Genomic DNA, 16,942 nt, shown 5'->3' on the forward strand with positions numbered 1-16,942 from the left:
GCTTTCATTATAAGAACCGAGAAGATAAGTATTCGGATGTTTTTTATTTGGTGTACTTCATGCATAGAAAAGCACTTAACCTAAATGGTCGAGTGCTTTTTGAGTCTTATTTAATACTTCTTTATTCTTATTAATGAAAACTTTATTTCTTACTATCATTTCTTTATTATTAAGCTCATCATTCAGTCCGGTAGTGTTGTCCAGTTTCTCTAGAAGTGAGACTATTGATGGCATTGTTAATAATTCATGGAAAGCTATGTTTGTTTTAGTAGATAAGATTTTTAGCTCAGTAAGTTGACGAGGAGATAAAAAAGACTCAAATGGTTGCCTTTCATTTATTTCCATTGATTGTACCCTCCATATGATGATGAATTATTAAATTGTAATTTAATTATAAAATAGATAAGTTCAATAAATATATTAATTATGTAAAGATTTAATGAATTGCAGAAGGTTGGATGAAATTAGGGTAATATTCCTGTTATTATGGTAAAATATCGATGGTGAATAGGGGGAGATTATAATAGATACAACTAAATACTCAGATAATTTTTCTGAAGATTCATTTTGGAAGAAGATTAAAAAATTCGGCAAAAAAGCAGGGGTTAAAGTTGTTTATGTAGCTTTGTTATTGTTTTACACACTTCAAAAGCCAACTACTCCTGTTTGGGCAAAAACAGTAATTGTTGGTGCATTGGGATATTTCATACTTCCGATTGATTTAATTCCTGACCTAGTCCCAGGTGGATATACTGATGATTTTTCAGGGTTATTTGGAGCATTGATTACTGTTTCAATGTTTATCGATGAGGAAGTTAAGCTAAATGCAAAAGAAAGAATTGGGATTTGGTTCGGTGAAAGTGCAATTTCTGATACAGATTCAGTTGATGATAAATTAAATAAGAAAACGGATCAGGATGAGTAAGATAAAGATGAAGATAAGATAAATAAATTCAAAAAGAGCACTTAACCAATAGGGAAAGTGCTTTTCTAATTTGTGCCAATGAGATAAAATAATTCCCTACTTTTCTGTACGAACACCTTTAAATTTCCCACCAGAAGAAGTCTTTTGATCCATAAAACGTCCTGTAGATGCATCTCGTTGGAGCTTTGAATTGGGTTCTGTTTTTTACCGCTCCATCACGATGATTTTTACCTGAATTACCAGCCATAATACTCACCTCACTTTCTACTAAAATATAACATTATATGAAAAAAATATGTAGGTAAATCACTCGCCTATATAGAAAGTATTAGGTAGAAGGGGGTGTGATATTCGTGGATAAAGATATATTGTTTGATAAATTAAAAGAGTTTCCTGGTAACACAAGGGTATTCGGAGGATTGACAGAAATACAGATAGATAAAACGTTAAAATCAGCAAATGATTTACACGATGAACAGCGAATTGTTTTAAAAGAAGCTGCTAAAGAAGATAGCCAAAGTGTACGTATTACAGCTGTAATAAAAGAAGGGAGTTCAAGTTAATGGTGGAAAAGTCAATTGATTATCAGGTTGAAGTAACACCTATTTTAGCAACACAAGGAAAAAGAGAAACAAAAACCTATAATTGGGTAATTAAAATTGGACAAAGGAATAATAAATACTATGGCTCTATAAGTTGTAAAGAAAATGGAGTTAAACAACAGTTCTCAAATTTTGATAGTCAAAATGAAGAATCTGTTATAAATAAATTAAGGGAATACTGTAGGGAAAGAACAAGATAGATACCAATTAGAAGCATCCTTTCGAGGGTGCTTTTTATTTATCGAAATTATTTTTCTACATAATTTTTTCGCAGGATATATTCCGATTTTTGTTTCAGAGAGTAGATATTAATGGTTATAGTTTCCATTTAGAAGGGGAAACTTGAGATATACACTACTCAAGAAAGGACAAAGTGAATTGGCGAGAAAAAAGGAAGAGAAAATTGATTATGTAAAAATGTTTCGTGAAGAATGGAAAAATAAGTACAACGATGAAAAGTTGAAAGGAAAGAACGAGGAACAGCTAAAAGCAATTATGGAAGAGCTAGAAGACGGACTAGCAGGGGCAAGAAAAAAACAGAAAGAATATGATTCGATCAATGAAAGTTGGACGAAATTAGCTGACAACGTACTCATCATATTTAAGTTAACAGATGGTGATCGGATTGAAGAAGCGATTTTAGAACAAAAAAGAGAGCTTGGTTTCCTTAAGGATGATGAGGAAGAGATCATGTGAGAAAAGATGACTCCTTATTAATTAAAGAATTTAGAGGGAACAAGGGAAAAAATAAAAATTGGGGTAGAGTACAAATGTACCTACGAAAAAAGTGGTGGTGTGACCAGTTCAATTGGTACACCAAATTCGGAGGTATTAGGTAAGTTTATTTATTCTAAGTTTTCTCAAGAACGGGGGCTTAGTACATTGAGCTCTGAAACACAGATAGGCTTATTTTTCGATAGCTGGAAAAAAAGTTAATAAAGCAAGTCCTTCGACACTAATAACGCATTGATCATTGATTAATATACTCAGTGATTTGTGCGTTCTTTTCTGTGGAAAGGGGAGTAGTTATGGCTAAAATTATACATTTTCCTAATAAGGATGAAGACTTAATTGAACAGTTGGAATACATAACGGAACAAGCTAGGGAAGGTAAGATAAAGAATTATGCGTTAGCTGCAGAGCTCCAAGGTGATGATGCAGGGTTAGTTGCTACTTCTTATTACAATGCTGATGTTGAGACGAAACAGCTTCTTAACTCACATATTCATATTGATATTGTAGTGGAAGTGGTTAAAGTAAATTTCCTTGAAGAATGATTAATATAGTGTCCTTTCTTATTTAACGTGTAAAAGGGGGTAGGAGATGAGGTGGATAAGGATTGCTCAGACAGTCGGAGTGAGTAGAACAACCTTATATAACTGGATGAAGAAAGATGATAATTTTAATGCTGAGGTGGACAGACTCAAACGAGAACATAGAAATTTCGGACATCAATTAATTGAATCTAAACTAGTGGATGCTATTAATGGATATTGGAAACTGATCATTGAATCTAATAATGATATGGTTAAGAATTCTTTATTGAGAGAAGTCTAGGTAAGCTATCCAATAAGACTGAAATAAGCGTGGATAATACAGTAACTAAAGTAGATGAGGATATATTAGATACTGAACATGAGCGTTGGTTGAAGGATATGGGTGATGTAGTGGAAGCAGAGTACAAGGAGATTGAATAAGATATATATTCTAATAGGAATATGCAGTGTTTTATACACTTTCTTAGCTATGTGTTGGTCAATGTATATACAAGGAACGTTGGTATATCAATGACGTATAAAAAGATGTATGACGGTAATGGTGATATGGCTTCAATAACTGGCAAGCCGTTAATGCAGGCAGTAGAAGCGATTACTGATGCCCAAACAGGTTAACTTGAAAGGTTAACTTTTAACCTTGTCGTATAGGGATATACGGAAAAATAAACTCGGTTAAATCGGTGAAAATCTTTTATAAAAAATCAATTACCCCATGTTTTGTTATACCATATTATGTTAAAATTAGATAATTTTAATTAAGTATAGTAGATTATAACGCGGGGTGAAAACATGGAATTCATATGCCAAGAATGCGGTAAAAAATTTATTAAAGGGTATAGCACAGCAAAATTCTGTTCAAATGAGTGTAGATTTAAGGGTGTATCAAAAATCAATAGGAAACTTTCTGATAAAGAATGTGAGTATTGTAAGAAAGTATTCCGACCTAAAAGCTCAAGAACAAGATTTTGTTCTGTTAAGTGTAGACCTGCAAACAGGGAAAATAAAATTCAAACAAATTGTCTGAAATGCGGAAAAGAAATGCACATCATCCCTGCTCGATTGAAGGATGGTAGAGGTAAGTATTGTTCCAAAAAATGTTTTGCTTCTAGAACGGGAGAAACAAATTGTAAGCATTGCGGAAACAAATTGACCCTTTACCTAAGTGATATTAAAGAAAATAATTTTTGCGATCAAAAGTGTAAAAATGAATGGATGTCTTACACTTTCAATGGTGAAAATGCTCCTTCATGGCGAGGTGGATGTGATAATTATAGAGGTGAAAATTGGAAATCACAGAGAAGAAAAGCATTAAAACGTGATGGGCATAAATGTGTACAATGCGGAATACCTGAAAGTGAAGCAAAATTGATGGTCCATCATAAAATCCCTTTCCGTTTTTTTAATGGCAATTATGAAAAAGCTAATATTTTAGAAAATCTTGAAACGAACTGTAATTCTTGTCACAGTTCCCAACAATCTCATTTATGGCATCAAGTACCCGAAAAATTCCAATGTTTTTTATAAAAGACAATACCGAGGAAAGCCCAACTGGAAACAGTTCGAATCTATAGAGAGCAGAGGGAGGCTAAAGCTTTAAGCTATGCCAATAACACTCGCCATGGGAAGGTAACAACTACGACCAGAACGGTTGAAGATGTGCTCTGAACCATATGGTGACATATAGAGACAGACAGAAATGACCTGTCTTTTCTTATGCCTTGATTTCCAATGCGAAAGATGTTCCTCCTTATAGAAATTGTGAAACTTTCCATTGATCAGGTATGTCTTTCTTCCGGTGAGGTTTTTTACACAGCTGATTAAAGATTGTATTTTCATTACCGTATAGGATTGTTAATAACATAGTTAGAGATTTCAATTCTACAATCCTTTAAACTATGACAAGTTGCTAAATATTTTTCAGGAGAATGAGGGGATTTAAAACTGACAGAATACGAACCATCCAGTTGAGGTCCCTCTGTTATAAAATAGAATTCATGACTTTTAAATTTTTTGTGACTTAATGCTAACAATCTCATTTTAGCCACTCCTTCAAATATAATAAGTTAATTATAATATAACTGTTATATATATTGTCGCTTTCGGAACAAACTGTGCGGTAATAGAGTGGGAATCAGATGGAATTCATCCACTAAGATATCCGGGAACATATATGTGGTCATATATTGACAATGTTGGACACGCTTTAAATTATAAAACGTCAACTAAAATTAAAGGAAACACTTACACTTTTGTCGAAAATAGTTTTCAATGACAAAGGAGGCTATTTTATGTTAAATGGATATGTTATTTTATACACCGGGTGGGCAGGTCTACAGCAATATTCGTCAACTGGATCTTGTCAAGCTAAGTTGGTATCGAATGAAACATGGTGTTGCCAAATTGTAGTACCGAGAGAGTCGACAAATATTGAATGGGATGGTGGAGAAAAAGGTATTCCTGATATTGTAAAGGTTGATTTGAAGAAACGTTAACAAAGAAAGCAACTTTCCATAATGTTATGCATTTTAACTTTTGAAATAAACATTTCGTAATAATTCTTCATTTCTATTGACAATTTTTGCACTAAAAGGTTTAGATATCAATAGATTAAAAAGGAGGATTTATTATGAAATCGAAATTACATGTCGAAGAAGTTTTTGTAGCTGAATTAACACAACAAGATTTCCCAGTATATCTGCTTGGATATGACCCGTTTACTGATCAAAATTTTAAAGGGAAATTTGTTTACCGTGATGGTGAATTATTACCAGTATCATATGAAACCTCAAGGAATAAAAAAATTAGCACTCGGTTTGTAACAGAAGCAGTTTCTTATATGAGGCGCTATAAAGAGGATTATGAGAAGATAAGTAACTGAGAATTGGTACAAACTGTCCGGTATGCACTTCTTAATTGAAGTGCTATTTTTTATGAATAAACAGGGAAATGAGTTTAAATGTAGAATATTAATAGTGAGGTGGAATTGTGGCAGAATTTTTGAGTACATTTGTATTTATTTTACCTGGTATTATGGCTTACTTCTGGTTGCAGGCATTCGGGCTTACCCCTTCTGTAAAACATACTGCACCAGAGCTATCAGGGATAGCAGCTTTATTATGGCTTCCTGTTAGTTTTGGTACACTGTTAGTATTAAATGCTTGGGGAGCGGTATTTAAAAATGGTCCTTTATCAGTAAAAAGAGTCTGGACTGTTGAAAATTTAAATACTGCAACATCAGATATTCAGTATCTAGTATTGTTTTTATTTTTAAGTTTTGTAGTAAGCTTTTTAATTTGTTCATTATGGAGTTTATGGGGAAACGATATACTCCATATGCTTATTAATAAAATTAGAAAGTTGAGAAAGATAGCACCATTATCTTCAAGTACGTCAGTTTGGGAAGAATTTTTCATTAAAGTCAATGAGGATGAAAAAGAGAAGGAAGCTGTCTATATTGTTTATAAAATTGATAAACCTGAGGAAAAGATTATAGGTTCTATGGCTAAAGCTTCAAGACCCGTAGAAACCGATAAAGGACTTGTATTGGAGAAAACAAATGAATGGAAAGAATCAATTAACAAACATTATGACTATGAGGTTAAAAGAGTATTTGTTGACACCAAATCAGGAATGGTTATTGAAGAGATAGATCATAGGAATCTAAAAGATAAAGCCATTCCTGAAGATAGTCAATGAAAACTTATATCTTTTTAGGTGGTGGGGATACGATTTTACCATCTACAGATCCATTAATTCCACCACCTGGAGCTTTTCCAGTTAGTTTAACTGGGGATGTAGATCCTACTTGTTTTTTGCTCATGTAATTCATCCTTCCTGATTTCTTAAAAAAGAAAATTGAACAATTAATGCTCTCTGAAAATAATTATTAATTATTTTTTAGTTGTTGGAGGAGAAGGTGGGGATACAATCTTACCCTCTATGGATCTTGTTTCAGTAGATGAATTATTAATACCTATGATAATTTCCTCCTTTGAAAAAATTGATATGTAACCTTTATTTATAATTCGACATAAGGAATGATTGTCCTTTTTTCTTTTTTAGAAGGATGCGAATGGTGAGATAACTTGTGTGGTACTGAAAACTAAATAGCAATCTAATTCTACGTCGTCCAAGAGGGCGGCTTTTTTTTTTGCAATCAAAGGGGTGATGGACATTGGAAACTGATATCTTAAGCATGTTTTTAAAAGAAGGTGTATTCGCAGCCTTATTTGTATGGATGTTGTACTCAACAATGAAAACTAATAAAGAAAGAGAAGCGAATTATCAAGCTGTAATTGAAAAGAATCAAGACGTAATTGAAACACAAGCTCAAGCATTCTCAACACTGGCTCAAGATGTAAATGAAATTAAACAAATCATCGTTCAAGATAATAAGAATTAACCAGGGAGGTATTTAAAATGAATGAATTCGTTATTTCAAGTGGACACTCTAAAGTTATACGTGGTGCAAGTGGATATATTGATGAAGTAGATGAAGCAAGGATGGTTGTACCGAAAGTTGCAGAATATCTAAAAGAATTAGATTGTAAAGTACATACATTTAATGATGATACGTTAAAGACACAACGGGATAATATCAAGACAATTGTAAAATATCACAATGGTAAAAGTCGGGATTTAGATGTATCTGTACATTTTAATGCTGGTACAAAGGAAGTCGGTGGTACAGAAGTGCTTTATTATGGAGACGGAAATAAAGCATTGGCTAAAAGTGTAGAAGGCTATTTCAGAAGCACTTGGAATTAGTGATTGTGGTGCGAAGAAAAGAACTGATCTCGGATTTTTAAAGGGAACAGCTAAACTAGCTATTCTGATTGAAATATGTTTTGTTGATACTAAAACCAATGCTGATGCATACAAAAAGAACTTCGATAAATGTTGTAAGGCTATAGCTGAAACTTTATCAGATAAAAAGTTGAAAGAACAAGCTAAACCAGTTGATAAGAAAAGTGTTTTACATAAGGTACAAGTCGGAGCTTTCTCTGATGAAAAGAATGCAACTAAGTTAACGGCAGGGTTAAAGAAAAAAGGATATTCAGCTAGTATTGTAAAAGGGTAAAATCATAACCCATACTCCTTTTTGAGTATGAGCTATTTTGTCTTAATCATAAATAAATCACTATACTAGTAGGTCTGAAAAACTATTCCTCATAAGTCAAAACTTCATTTTTGTTGCCCTAAATAAATCTTTTGCAGCCTCAATGTCATAACTTATTAAATGACTTTTAACATGAATCTGTGATTGTTCAGGGTTTAATTTCCTAATAGTTTTTTAGTAGGTGGATTTTTCAATTTCAAAGAATCATAGTTATTTGATTACTTTTTTAACAGATTTGGATTTAATGGAAAACTAGGTTCACTTGATATGCTATTAATTAAGTCAGAGAGTTTGATCATGCATGTAGCCTATCGATTTAAGATGAAGCAGAAAAGTTATATTAATGATTTAAGGAAGGATGTTCAACAATTGAAGGTAGTGGCTAATTATTTTAAATGGTATATAGACATAGTCCCAGTGCTAGTATTATGGAATATTATTAACCAAAATTTGTTTACAAATACAATTTATGGTTTATAATATTATACGTGATAAAAATAGTTAAAAGGGAGTGGTGAGAACATGGTAAATTTCAAAAGGTTTTTTTATAGTTTCTTAGCTTTAATACTATTAATTGGTTTTATAGGTCCTGGTGTTGGTAATGCCAATACAGTTCAAGATAATTCCAACCAAATTGAATATTCTGATGTTATAAATGACACAGTATTATCTGAAGAGTTAGTAGATATTGAGCAGGAGATAGATAATTACTTAGAAGAAATTCCATATACAGAATCAGATTACGAGAATATGAGTGATGAAGAGTTCGAAGAGGTTTATACCAAATACTTCGAAAGTAATGAATTTTTGCAATTAGAAAAGGAACATGAAACGTTATATAATGAAATAGATGGTGATCAATCAACAATTACTCCAAGGATTGCTCCAATCTTAATTCCTATAGCTGCAGCTGCTGCAAGAGTGGCTTTAAAGACCATAGTAAAGCAAGGTAATAAAATAGCTACAAAATACCTGAAGAATAAGTTGAAATCTGCTGGTAAAAAATATAAGTTAGAATGGAATGTGAAAAATAGTAAAGGTAAAATTACATCATTATTAAAAATAACTCATAAACCCTCTAAAACACAGATTTTTCGTTTAGATAATGGTAAACTCGGACTAAAACCAGGTACAAATGATTGGTTTTGGCATTATCATATAGGTGATACAAAAGGCAAAATGAAGCATCATTATTCATTAAGGTCACTTGTACCATCTAAATATAAGCCGCTATCGAATACAACATTGTATTAAAAAGGAGTAAACTATGAAAATATATGATATTCCCCTTTCGGGTTTTTTAATTAATAATTTAGTAGCTTATGAGAGCGAAGAAAATGATAACCAAATAGTTTACCAAATAAAAAAAGGGAAAGTTCAAGTCTTAGGTGAATTTAGATCAGTAAAATATGATAGTGGTATTGCATATATTATTTTTGCTAATGATGAAGTGATTTCAGTTGACAAGGACATGGTGAAGTTAAAAGACTAAATAAAACCCTTCTCTTTTGAGAGGGGCTTTTTTATATCAGAAAAAAGACTTCAAATTTATTATAGTATGATTACATTAGTAATTAACTTTTAATATCTTCTATTTCTCTTCTTATTTTTCCCCATTATTGTGGGAAGCATTTCAATTATAATTACAACATAGTATCTAAATCACTAATTTCAACTTTACCCGGACGGGATGTGTCAAGATACTTAACTTTACCATATATCCCTCTTTTGTTATTTTCTGTCTTCATGTAAATTACTTTCCTATCTCGATTTTTAAGCTTGTTCGGATTCAAAGGATTTAAAATATATTCATTACCTTGTATTAAATCTATTTTCCTAATAAGTTCTCCATTATTTCCCGAAATAGTTAAAACACTTTTATGGTTAAATTCCTTTATAGAAATAATCTGCATTTTATTATTCCCACTCATTAGGAAGTACTGCTATATTATCATCTGCAAAAGTATCATTGAAAATAACTTCATAACCACTCCCAAACTTATAAGGTTCAACAGTATAATTCTCAAAAGAAACTCCAAGTCCTTTTTCGATATCTTCAATAGATGACTCAGTATCAACTTGCATATGCGCTATTTTACCTTTATAGAAAATTACAGAAGCATAATCAAATACATCATTTTCTCCATAATTAAACTTATCTGCGGTTACAATTGATCCATCTTTCAATTGAAATTTTCCGTTTGGATATTGTGTTTCTTCTGGATCTTGCTTAAACATTGCATTAAATTCATCAGCAGATAGTGAATCTTTAAGACTGTTACTTTCTTTAGGTTCTACTTCCTCATTGCCGTTAGTTGTATCATTAGCAACTTCATTTGACACGTTTTTTGCTGTATCCTTCGCAGGTTCACTAGTTTTTTCTTCATTACTACAAGCTACTAGCATTAAAGCAGCAAAACTTACAATTATTAAATTCTTCATAGATAATCTTCTCCTTGTGGAATATATCCGTATTTATTATAATTCACTTTGATAAAATTATTGAAAAAAAATTACATGCCCTTACTCTAATTAAGTTGGGTTTTGGTTAATCTTAAGATTGATTAATAATATTATTATCATACTTTTTTCAATATTAAATCGTGAATATATCCCCATGCTTGTTGTACTTCATTTATTTCTAATCCCAATAATTCTTCCTGCTTTTTGTACTTGCCAATTAATGAAGGAGCGCCTTCTAACAATTCAACAACTTTGACTACATTTGGATATGGTGTGTAATTTATATCATTGTGAAGTAATCTGTAAGCTCCTGGTGCCTCTTTGACTATGGCATTATACTTAGCTAGAATTTTTAATCTGTTACTTACATTTGTTGTACTAATACTTAAGTGAGATGAAATTTCCTTTTGAGATAAATAAGAAATACCATCTTCATTTTGACTTGTTTCGATAAGGTCTAAAATAGCCATAAATATGTTAAACCGACTTTTTAATTCATCTTTCATTACTCTCACCTACAACTAATTATTTCCTATAAGTCCTATATACACGTTCAGCAATATCTAACCTAAATTGATTTACACACATCTTCATTCATTTCCTTTAAACAATATGCCAATTGTACAATCAGTTGAGCCCAATCTTCAATATTAGTTAAGAACATTGTGGTGAGTAACGACACTAGTAAATCATTATAATCTATATCTGATTCATCAATAGTTAGTAAAATTTTAGTGGTTCTAACTTCTGCTCTTGAACGAAATGGTTTGTTTTCTGATTTTGTAATAATCAACTCATCTATTAACTTAATAAGTTGTGAATTCTCGAAATCTCTATATTCATTCTTATAATTATCTACTGTTTCATTTCCGCCATGTTCATTAAGAATATCTGTCCAAATTAATAATTACCTTTTGTCATCCATGCATTCTTCTCCTCTGAAATTTGTTTCACTTTAAAACAATCATTTTTTCTTTCTCTTTTTTTCAACAGCCATCTGACATTCTAATATTCTTTCTGGAGTTAAATCTTCAATTGCGTCTACTAGATAATCGAAAAGCAAAATGACTTTCAGCGATATAGGTAAAGTGCCAAAATCTGTGTGACCGCCATGTAATATAGCATGTCGACTAATATCGTTACCTAATTCTTCTCCATGTCGGAAAGATACTAAAATATTTGAGTTATAATAATCAAATATTACCTTGTCAAAACCCAAACTGCTCATACTTTCATGTTTCAGTAAATGCTCTAAAAGTATTTGTTGAATGTTTCCATTTACATACCCAGTAATTTTAAAAGCATCTACGATAAGTCCTTCATACTGAGAAATAATTCCCAGAACAGATAATTGATACATTCCTTGATTGTGAGATTTAACTACATTTCTTTAAATTTGAATTCTTTTATCAAGAAATGGTTTGCCTTCCCACTTTATCAGCATTTCATAGATAGCAGTATTATCATAATTCCATGCCATAAATTCATCAATATATTCCACTACTTGTTTCTTATCCTCAATGAAATCTCTAATAATAATTCTCATCTGTCTAATATCAACATCATAGTGAGGTGGATATCCTAATTCAACAATTGTAGCCTGAAATACTTCCATATCTTCCTCAGTTTGTTTAATCCCTTTGCGTATCTTTTCAAAAGTATCTTGAATTTTATACTGTGGAATTACGGATTTTATAATTTGGTCAACATTTCCAACGGCTATTGCACTTTCTCGTATTTCTCTAAATACAGGAGGTATTATGTCTTTGGTTGAATTTGCAAGATCTATAGAATGTTTAATTAATTTATTTTGTTTTTCAATTGCTGCAATTAGTGGATTTTTATATGGTTTAATTTTCACAATTAATCTCCTATTATAATTTAGTTGAAATGAATTTAATTCCCTTTCTGGGATTTAAAGGTAAATAAATCCATTACATTTGAAGATTAACAGTTATAGATATGTTTTGTAAATCCATTTTATTTTTTAACTTCAACGATCCACCATTAGATTGAATTACATTTTTAACATTTTTAGGTTTGATTTGTAGTGTTGATCCGCCTAACCTACTTTCAATGAAGTCAGCAATAGAAGGGGATTGATAAATTTCAAGTTTTATACTTTTAACAGCATATCGAGTAGGAGTAATAATTAGGATAGAAGGGAATACCTTTTTATCTGGCTTTTGCCAAGGTTCATCTTTCCAATCACCTGTATCATAATAAGTTTCATAAAGATCAATTTTCTTTTGCATGACTACTTTCGTATAAACATTTCGCTGAACTTCAATAAATATTGGATTAAACCAAATAGCAAAGATGTCTGGTTCTATTGTGCCTTTGTCACCATATTTAGGCTCAATCATGAGGTTTTTAGTTTCTCTGTGTGCTTTCATTTCAATAACAGTATCGACTAGTTCAAGAAAGTGGGGTATTTTAGTTGAGTCTGGTTTAATATTACACAGTCAACAGTGAAGTAAACGTATGGAGAGTGAAGAGTACTGCATTTGATAAAGTTATCTCTTGTTAAACACTTTAAAACGCTATTAAATGAATTTATAGGATTCTTAAGATGCTTAAAATGCAATTAAACTATCTGGTTTCTTGACATCATTCTGAATTGTCTCAAGTCATTAATAATGGCTTTATCCCTTTGGTTCACTATCGAACACCTCATCTAATGAAAATTCATTTACCTTTCGATCTGCGACATCTTCAAGCTCTATTTTTTCTTGTTTCACTTTTAATGGATCAAGTAACCTTTTAGAGGTAATTGAATCACTATTTCTTTACCTTGAATTGAAAGTATCATCCTTCCTGTATTAAATAATTCAACTGATTGCTTCAATCCACTTATTTTTGCATTCGTTTCATCTGATTGTTTACCTGATATCCTAAAGGTAAGGTTATTTTTCAATTGTCCACCTAATGATTTCGCATCACCACGTTGCATTGACAACATCAGATAAACACCATTAGAACGACCTATACAAGATATACTTTCAATTATCTTCATTATTTTTGGTTTATCTTTAAGCAATAAAATATCATCAATACAAACCACAATTGTAGGTAGCTTCACTTCTAATTCATAAATACTTTCAACGTCCATCGCATCAAGTAATTTACCTCTTCGAACCATTTCTTTTTCAATTATTTGAAGGGGAGGGAGGAGTAACTTAGCATCCATAAAAACACCCATTACATGAGGTAAACGTTTATATATCCCGAATTCAGAGAACTTCAAATCACCAAACAAGAATTTTACTTCATCAGGTGAGTTATGCAGAATCAATGAAGTCAATATCCCCCTAATCAATGATGATTTTCCACTTCCAGTTGTTCCTGTAAGCAACATATGATGTTCTTCTACCATGTCTTTTACATTCATCTTACCTGACCTATCTACACCACACATAATAGGGACTATTTTATCCTTGCAATGTGGCTGGATCTTTTTAAAATCTATCGCGATATTAAAACATGTATGAAGGGACTCTGAAACATCATAATTTCCTTGATGTTCAAAAAACTTTTCCAAGAGAGCTATAGAAAGTAACCCAACACCCATTAGGCAAATTACAGGGTCTAGCATTACAAATGGACTGACTGAATACATGTTAATGTTCGGAATAGCTTTCCATTTTTCCTTCTTTTTAACCTTAAAAGTTCCGTCCTTAAATGAAGCAAATAAGGATTATTACCGTCAAGTAAAGCCAATATTAGATGAGTACCAGTTAGAGGAGTTTGAAAACAAGATACATACCGCAATGGAGTTTGCTTCACTTGTAAAGTTTAAAGTTTGGGGAGATGGATTTGATTGGGAGTATACAGGAGATGATACACAGGCTAGATCCATTCACCAAGGCGATATATTTGGAGCTGGAAAATGAGAAGGGACATATTATTAAGGTGAAGTTTGAAGATCTTGTAGCGGTAGAAGTAATGGAGTGAAAAAATGACTAAAGCAAAACCAAAAAGAAAACTGTGGATTAAGAGTAGAACATTCCTAAATGAATTTACAGTAGATAAATACTTGAAAAAAGAAGTGAAGTTAATCTTAGCTAAATATACATAATGAATAGAAATCACCAGTCTATACGATTGGTGATTTTTTATTTTCTATAATTTTACTCGTTACTATTTTCATAGATAATTTAGTGAAATGTGAATATAAGATATTTTGTTTGGAGATTATTATGTAGGACAGGAGAGTGATAGTGATTGGATAAAAAGTCAAAGAAAATTAATCTTAATGATGTCGATATGACCGATGTAGAAGTTATTTCAGCGGATAATATCGATATTAATGAATATTTTAGAAGGAAGCTTTTCGAGTGTATAGCCAAAGAAGAAAGTAGGCTGTTTTTGTATAAGGAAAAGAATAAATAGTTTAATTGAAAGGACTATTCTAATGTGAAAAAGAGTAAACCAAGAAAAGAACTGCGAGGAAATGGCTATTTTGTAATTGAACCTAACTACGAATTAATGGTTAAGGCGTTTACGGAACTATACTTTAGTTTTACTAAAGGTGGATCTGGAGATATAGAATTCGACAAATAAGGCACGATAGCTTTATTTTCTGCATTGGCAAAAGATGAAAAAGGGAAACAAAAGGAATTAGATAAAATGAGAGCTCACGTTAAAAGACTTAAGAATGAAAAAAAGAAATAGATAAAGTCTTGTCGTGGTCATCTAGTTTACCCTCTGCATGCAGAGTACCGATAAAAAGGGAAGCAAACAAAACATAGCCCCCAAATACACCATCCATGTAGTATTTGGGGGCTACTTGACGTTTACCTTTATAGCGAATTTACTTAAAATAAGGAACCTTTTTCAAAGCCACACAAACTGGAACGGCAACGATAATTCCTAATATATTTTGAACGAGATCTCCAGGTATCGAAGCTAAAGGTGCAATCCAAGTACCGTATAGAATCCCTTCACCAATATAATAAACAGCTATCATAAATGGAATGGAAACGATTGTTGCTATTACATTGAAAGCAGTGCTAGTACCGTTGCGACCCTTTGACCAAGCGATTTTACCAACTATATATCCTTGCAAACCACGCGCCACAATGGTGATAGGTGCCCACAATGTCCACCCTCCAACTATATCAAATAACCCCATTCCTATCGCACCAGCAAGAGCTGCTTTTTTAGGACCAAATAAAATAGATGCAATAAAAAGCATAGCTGTTCCTAGATGAACTAACCCTCCATTTGCGGAAATTGGCAGTTTAATATTCAAAAAGAAAGTAGATACGAACACAAGTGCAATCAACATTGCGGTAATAATTAAATCCATAGTTTTTTGACTTGACCTTGAATAACTTTGTGTATTTTGCATATCTGTAAACCTTCCTAACTAGAATTTTCTTATGATTTTAGCAAAAGACTGGTGTCTATAAAAGTGTCAATTTATTAAAAAACTATGAGGTCAGTTGATAAAAAATACAGATATTATACGTATTGAAAAGAGAGAGGAGATGACTGTTTTTAGCTGATTTATGATAAGATAAATAAAGTTTAAAGTGGATAGGCCATAGGGAGGTTATTATGAAAAAAGTTGCTGTACTACAGGATTTATCATCTTTTGGAAAATGTTCATTAACAGCTGCAATTCCGGTTCTTTCGGTCATGGGCGTGCAGGCATGCCCTTTACCAACGGCCATATTGACTGCGCAAACCGGATATCCAAGTTTTTTTTGTGAAGATTTTACATCCAAAATGAAATACTTCATAGAAGAATGGAGCAAGCTTAATGTAATCTTTGATGGAATCTATACCGGCTTCGTTACTGGTGAAGAGCAAATTGATAATATTTTCCATTTTTTAGATAAATTTTATACAAAAGAAACCATTTTACTTGTTGATCCAGTAATGGGGGATATAGGAGAAGTCTATAAACTTTTTACCGATGAATTACTGGTACTTATGAGAGAACTGGTGAAGCGTGCAGATGTCATTACACCAAATGTTACAGAGTGCTGTTTATTAACCGGATTGTCTTATGAAAAGCTGCATAGCTATTCAAACGAAGAGGACTATATTAAAGCGATAGAAGAAGCAGGGAATATGTTGCAGCAAGAAACGGGAGCTCAGGTTATCATCACTGGAATGAATCCACCGTCAGCAGATTCAGAGAAGCAGTTTATCGGAAATATGTATTTGGACGGAAGTAGAACCTTTTATAGTGCGACGCAGTATAACGGTGAAAGCTATTCAGGTACTGGTGATTTATTTGCATCTGTGATTATGGGAAGCATGATGCGTGGAGAGAACCTAGAAAAATCCGTACAGCTCGCAGTGGCATTCCTGACAGAGGCTATCAATGATTCCTCCTTGGAGCAAATTCCTAAAGTAGAAGGAGTTAACTTCGAAAAATATTTACGAATGTTATTATGAATGCTTTAAAAAATGGAAAAAATAGAGTAACAAAAGCTCGGCTTTTTGACTAACCGAGCTTTTTGTATAAATTAAATAGTACTTATATTTTGCCGAATATTGTAAAAAATCACTTAAATAATAAGGAAACTTTCTATTTACCTCA

Annotated in this window: 27 protein-coding genes; 18 read left to right on the forward strand and 9 right to left on the reverse strand. The window is 32.2% G+C overall.

Annotated elements, in window-relative coordinates:
- Nucleotides 1-75: 75 nt before the first annotated feature.
- Entirely contained in the window at nt 76-345 is a 270-nt protein-coding gene (locus tag JNUCC41_RS21085) for a hypothetical protein (RefSeq protein WP_192204691.1), read from the reverse strand.
- Nucleotides 346-517: 172 nt separating this feature from the next.
- Here JNUCC41_RS21085 and JNUCC41_RS21090 point away from each other — a divergent pair, with 172 nt between their 5' ends.
- The 15 genes from JNUCC41_RS21090 (at nt 518) to JNUCC41_RS21160 (ending at nt 9,415) form a co-directional block, all read left to right on the forward strand.
- Nucleotides 518-925 (forward strand): YkvA family protein, encoded by a 408-nt coding sequence (locus JNUCC41_RS21090; RefSeq protein ID WP_192208265.1) that lies wholly within the window; start codon nt 518-520, stop codon nt 923-925.
- 353 nt (nt 926-1,278) lie between these two features.
- The gene (locus JNUCC41_RS21095; RefSeq protein WP_192204692.1) at nt 1,279-1,488 is read left to right on the forward strand and encodes a hypothetical protein; all 210 of its coding nucleotides are present in this window, start codon (nt 1,279-1,281) and stop codon (nt 1,486-1,488) included.
- Nucleotides 1,488-1,727, forward strand: coding sequence for a hypothetical protein (locus tag JNUCC41_RS21100; protein WP_192204693.1), 240 nt, complete (start codon nt 1,488-1,490; stop codon nt 1,725-1,727). The genes JNUCC41_RS21095 and JNUCC41_RS21100 overlap by 1 nt, the downstream gene beginning before the upstream one ends.
- 142 nt (nt 1,728-1,869) lie before the next feature.
- Nucleotides 1,870-2,223 (forward strand): hypothetical protein, encoded by a 354-nt coding sequence (locus tag JNUCC41_RS21105; RefSeq protein WP_192204694.1) that lies wholly within the window; start codon nt 1,870-1,872, stop codon nt 2,221-2,223.
- A 332-nt stretch (nt 2,224-2,555) separates the two neighbouring features.
- Nucleotides 2,556-2,804 carry an aldo-keto reductase family protein gene (locus JNUCC41_RS21110; RefSeq protein WP_192204695.1) on the forward strand — a complete coding sequence of 83 codons (249 nt, stop codon included), beginning with the start codon at nt 2,556-2,558 and terminating at the stop codon, nt 2,802-2,804.
- 46 nt (nt 2,805-2,850) lie between these two features.
- Nucleotides 2,851-3,084 (forward strand): hypothetical protein, encoded by a 234-nt coding sequence (locus tag JNUCC41_RS21115; protein ID WP_192204696.1) that lies wholly within the window; start codon nt 2,851-2,853, stop codon nt 3,082-3,084.
- A 509-nt stretch (nt 3,085-3,593) separates the two neighbouring features.
- Nucleotides 3,594-4,328 carry an HNH endonuclease gene (locus JNUCC41_RS21120; RefSeq protein ID WP_192204697.1) on the forward strand — a complete coding sequence of 245 codons (735 nt, stop codon included), beginning with the start codon at nt 3,594-3,596 and terminating at the stop codon, nt 4,326-4,328.
- A gap of 764 nt (nt 4,329-5,092) precedes the next feature.
- A complete protein-coding gene (locus tag JNUCC41_RS21125; RefSeq protein ID WP_192204698.1) occupies nt 5,093-5,296 on the forward strand; it encodes a hypothetical protein in 204 nt (67 codons plus the stop codon).
- Between the two features lie 134 nt (nt 5,297-5,430).
- A complete protein-coding gene (locus JNUCC41_RS21130) occupies nt 5,431-5,682 on the forward strand; it encodes a hypothetical protein (protein WP_192204699.1) in 252 nt (83 codons plus the stop codon).
- A 107-nt stretch (nt 5,683-5,789) separates the two neighbouring features.
- A complete protein-coding gene (locus tag JNUCC41_RS21135; protein WP_192204700.1) occupies nt 5,790-6,500 on the forward strand; it encodes a hypothetical protein in 711 nt (236 codons plus the stop codon).
- Between the two features lie 478 nt (nt 6,501-6,978).
- A complete protein-coding gene (locus tag JNUCC41_RS21140; RefSeq protein WP_228467399.1) occupies nt 6,979-7,206 on the forward strand; it encodes a BhlA/UviB family holin-like peptide in 228 nt (75 codons plus the stop codon).
- Nucleotides 7,207-7,223: 17 nt separating this feature from the next.
- Nucleotides 7,224-7,571: an N-acetylmuramoyl-L-alanine amidase gene (locus JNUCC41_RS21145; RefSeq protein ID WP_192204701.1), complete on the forward strand. Its 348-nt coding sequence runs from the start codon at nt 7,224-7,226 to the stop codon at nt 7,569-7,571.
- A 169-nt stretch (nt 7,572-7,740) separates the two neighbouring features.
- Nucleotides 7,741-7,884 (forward strand): SPOR domain-containing protein, encoded by a 144-nt coding sequence (locus tag JNUCC41_RS26865; protein ID WP_228467686.1) that lies wholly within the window; start codon nt 7,741-7,743, stop codon nt 7,882-7,884.
- Between the two features lie 561 nt (nt 7,885-8,445).
- Nucleotides 8,446-9,177, forward strand: a complete 732-nt coding sequence (locus JNUCC41_RS21155) for a hypothetical protein (RefSeq protein ID WP_192204702.1) — start codon at nt 8,446-8,448, stop codon at nt 9,175-9,177.
- Nucleotides 9,178-9,190: 13 nt separating this feature from the next.
- Nucleotides 9,191-9,415 carry a hypothetical protein gene (locus tag JNUCC41_RS21160; RefSeq protein WP_192204703.1) on the forward strand — a complete coding sequence of 75 codons (225 nt, stop codon included), beginning with the start codon at nt 9,191-9,193 and terminating at the stop codon, nt 9,413-9,415.
- Between the two features lie 151 nt (nt 9,416-9,566).
- Here the strand turns inward: JNUCC41_RS21160 and JNUCC41_RS21165 are convergent, their stop codons facing one another.
- The 7 genes from JNUCC41_RS21165 to JNUCC41_RS21195 all read right to left on the reverse strand — a co-directional run bounded on the left by JNUCC41_RS21165 (nt 9,567) and on the right by JNUCC41_RS21195 (nt 13,957).
- On the reverse strand, nt 9,567-9,854 hold the full coding sequence (locus JNUCC41_RS21165) for a hypothetical protein (protein WP_192204704.1): 288 nt from the start codon (nt 9,852-9,854) through the stop codon (nt 9,567-9,569).
- On the reverse strand, nt 9,841-10,365 hold the full coding sequence (locus JNUCC41_RS21170) for a hypothetical protein (RefSeq protein ID WP_192204705.1): 525 nt from the start codon (nt 10,363-10,365) through the stop codon (nt 9,841-9,843). The genes JNUCC41_RS21165 and JNUCC41_RS21170 overlap by 14 nt, the downstream gene beginning before the upstream one ends.
- A gap of 137 nt (nt 10,366-10,502) precedes the next feature.
- Entirely contained in the window at nt 10,503-10,892 is a 390-nt protein-coding gene (locus JNUCC41_RS21175; RefSeq protein WP_192204706.1) for a LexA family transcriptional regulator, read from the reverse strand.
- Nucleotides 10,893-11,350: 458 nt separating this feature from the next.
- Nucleotides 11,351-11,746: a hypothetical protein gene (locus JNUCC41_RS21180; RefSeq protein ID WP_192204707.1), complete on the reverse strand. Its 396-nt coding sequence runs from the start codon at nt 11,744-11,746 to the stop codon at nt 11,351-11,353.
- Nucleotides 11,747-11,776: 30 nt separating this feature from the next.
- Nucleotides 11,777-12,247, reverse strand: a complete 471-nt coding sequence (locus tag JNUCC41_RS21185; RefSeq protein ID WP_192204708.1) for a hypothetical protein — start codon at nt 12,245-12,247, stop codon at nt 11,777-11,779.
- A gap of 73 nt (nt 12,248-12,320) precedes the next feature.
- Entirely contained in the window at nt 12,321-12,752 is a 432-nt protein-coding gene (locus tag JNUCC41_RS21190) for a hypothetical protein (RefSeq protein ID WP_228467400.1), read from the reverse strand.
- Between the two features lie 377 nt (nt 12,753-13,129).
- Nucleotides 13,130-13,957, reverse strand: a complete 828-nt coding sequence (locus JNUCC41_RS21195) for an FtsK/SpoIIIE domain-containing protein (protein WP_192204709.1) — start codon at nt 13,955-13,957, stop codon at nt 13,130-13,132.
- Nucleotides 13,958-14,003: 46 nt separating this feature from the next.
- Here JNUCC41_RS21195 and JNUCC41_RS21200 point away from each other — a divergent pair, with 46 nt between their 5' ends.
- Both JNUCC41_RS21200 and JNUCC41_RS21205 read left to right on the forward strand, forming a co-directional pair.
- Nucleotides 14,004-14,279 carry a YolD-like family protein gene (locus JNUCC41_RS21200; protein ID WP_192204710.1) on the forward strand — a complete coding sequence of 92 codons (276 nt, stop codon included), beginning with the start codon at nt 14,004-14,006 and terminating at the stop codon, nt 14,277-14,279.
- Nucleotides 14,280-14,610: 331 nt separating this feature from the next.
- Entirely contained in the window at nt 14,611-14,778 is a 168-nt protein-coding gene (locus JNUCC41_RS21205) for a hypothetical protein (protein ID WP_153246107.1), read from the forward strand.
- Between the two features lie 421 nt (nt 14,779-15,199).
- Here JNUCC41_RS21205 and JNUCC41_RS21210 read toward each other — a convergent pair whose 3' ends face one another.
- Nucleotides 15,200-15,739 (reverse strand): ECF transporter S component, encoded by a 540-nt coding sequence (locus JNUCC41_RS21210; RefSeq protein WP_192204711.1) that lies wholly within the window; start codon nt 15,737-15,739, stop codon nt 15,200-15,202.
- Nucleotides 15,740-15,948: 209 nt separating this feature from the next.
- Here JNUCC41_RS21210 and JNUCC41_RS21215 point away from each other — a divergent pair, with 209 nt between their 5' ends.
- Nucleotides 15,949-16,797, forward strand: coding sequence for a pyridoxamine kinase (locus JNUCC41_RS21215; protein ID WP_192204712.1), 849 nt, complete (start codon nt 15,949-15,951; stop codon nt 16,795-16,797).
- Nucleotides 16,798-16,942: the final 145 nt, after the last annotated feature.

The organism is Brevibacillus sp. JNUCC-41 (assembly GCF_014844095.1).
GTDB lineage: Bacteria > Bacillota > Bacilli > Bacillales > DSM-1321 > Peribacillus > Peribacillus aracenensis.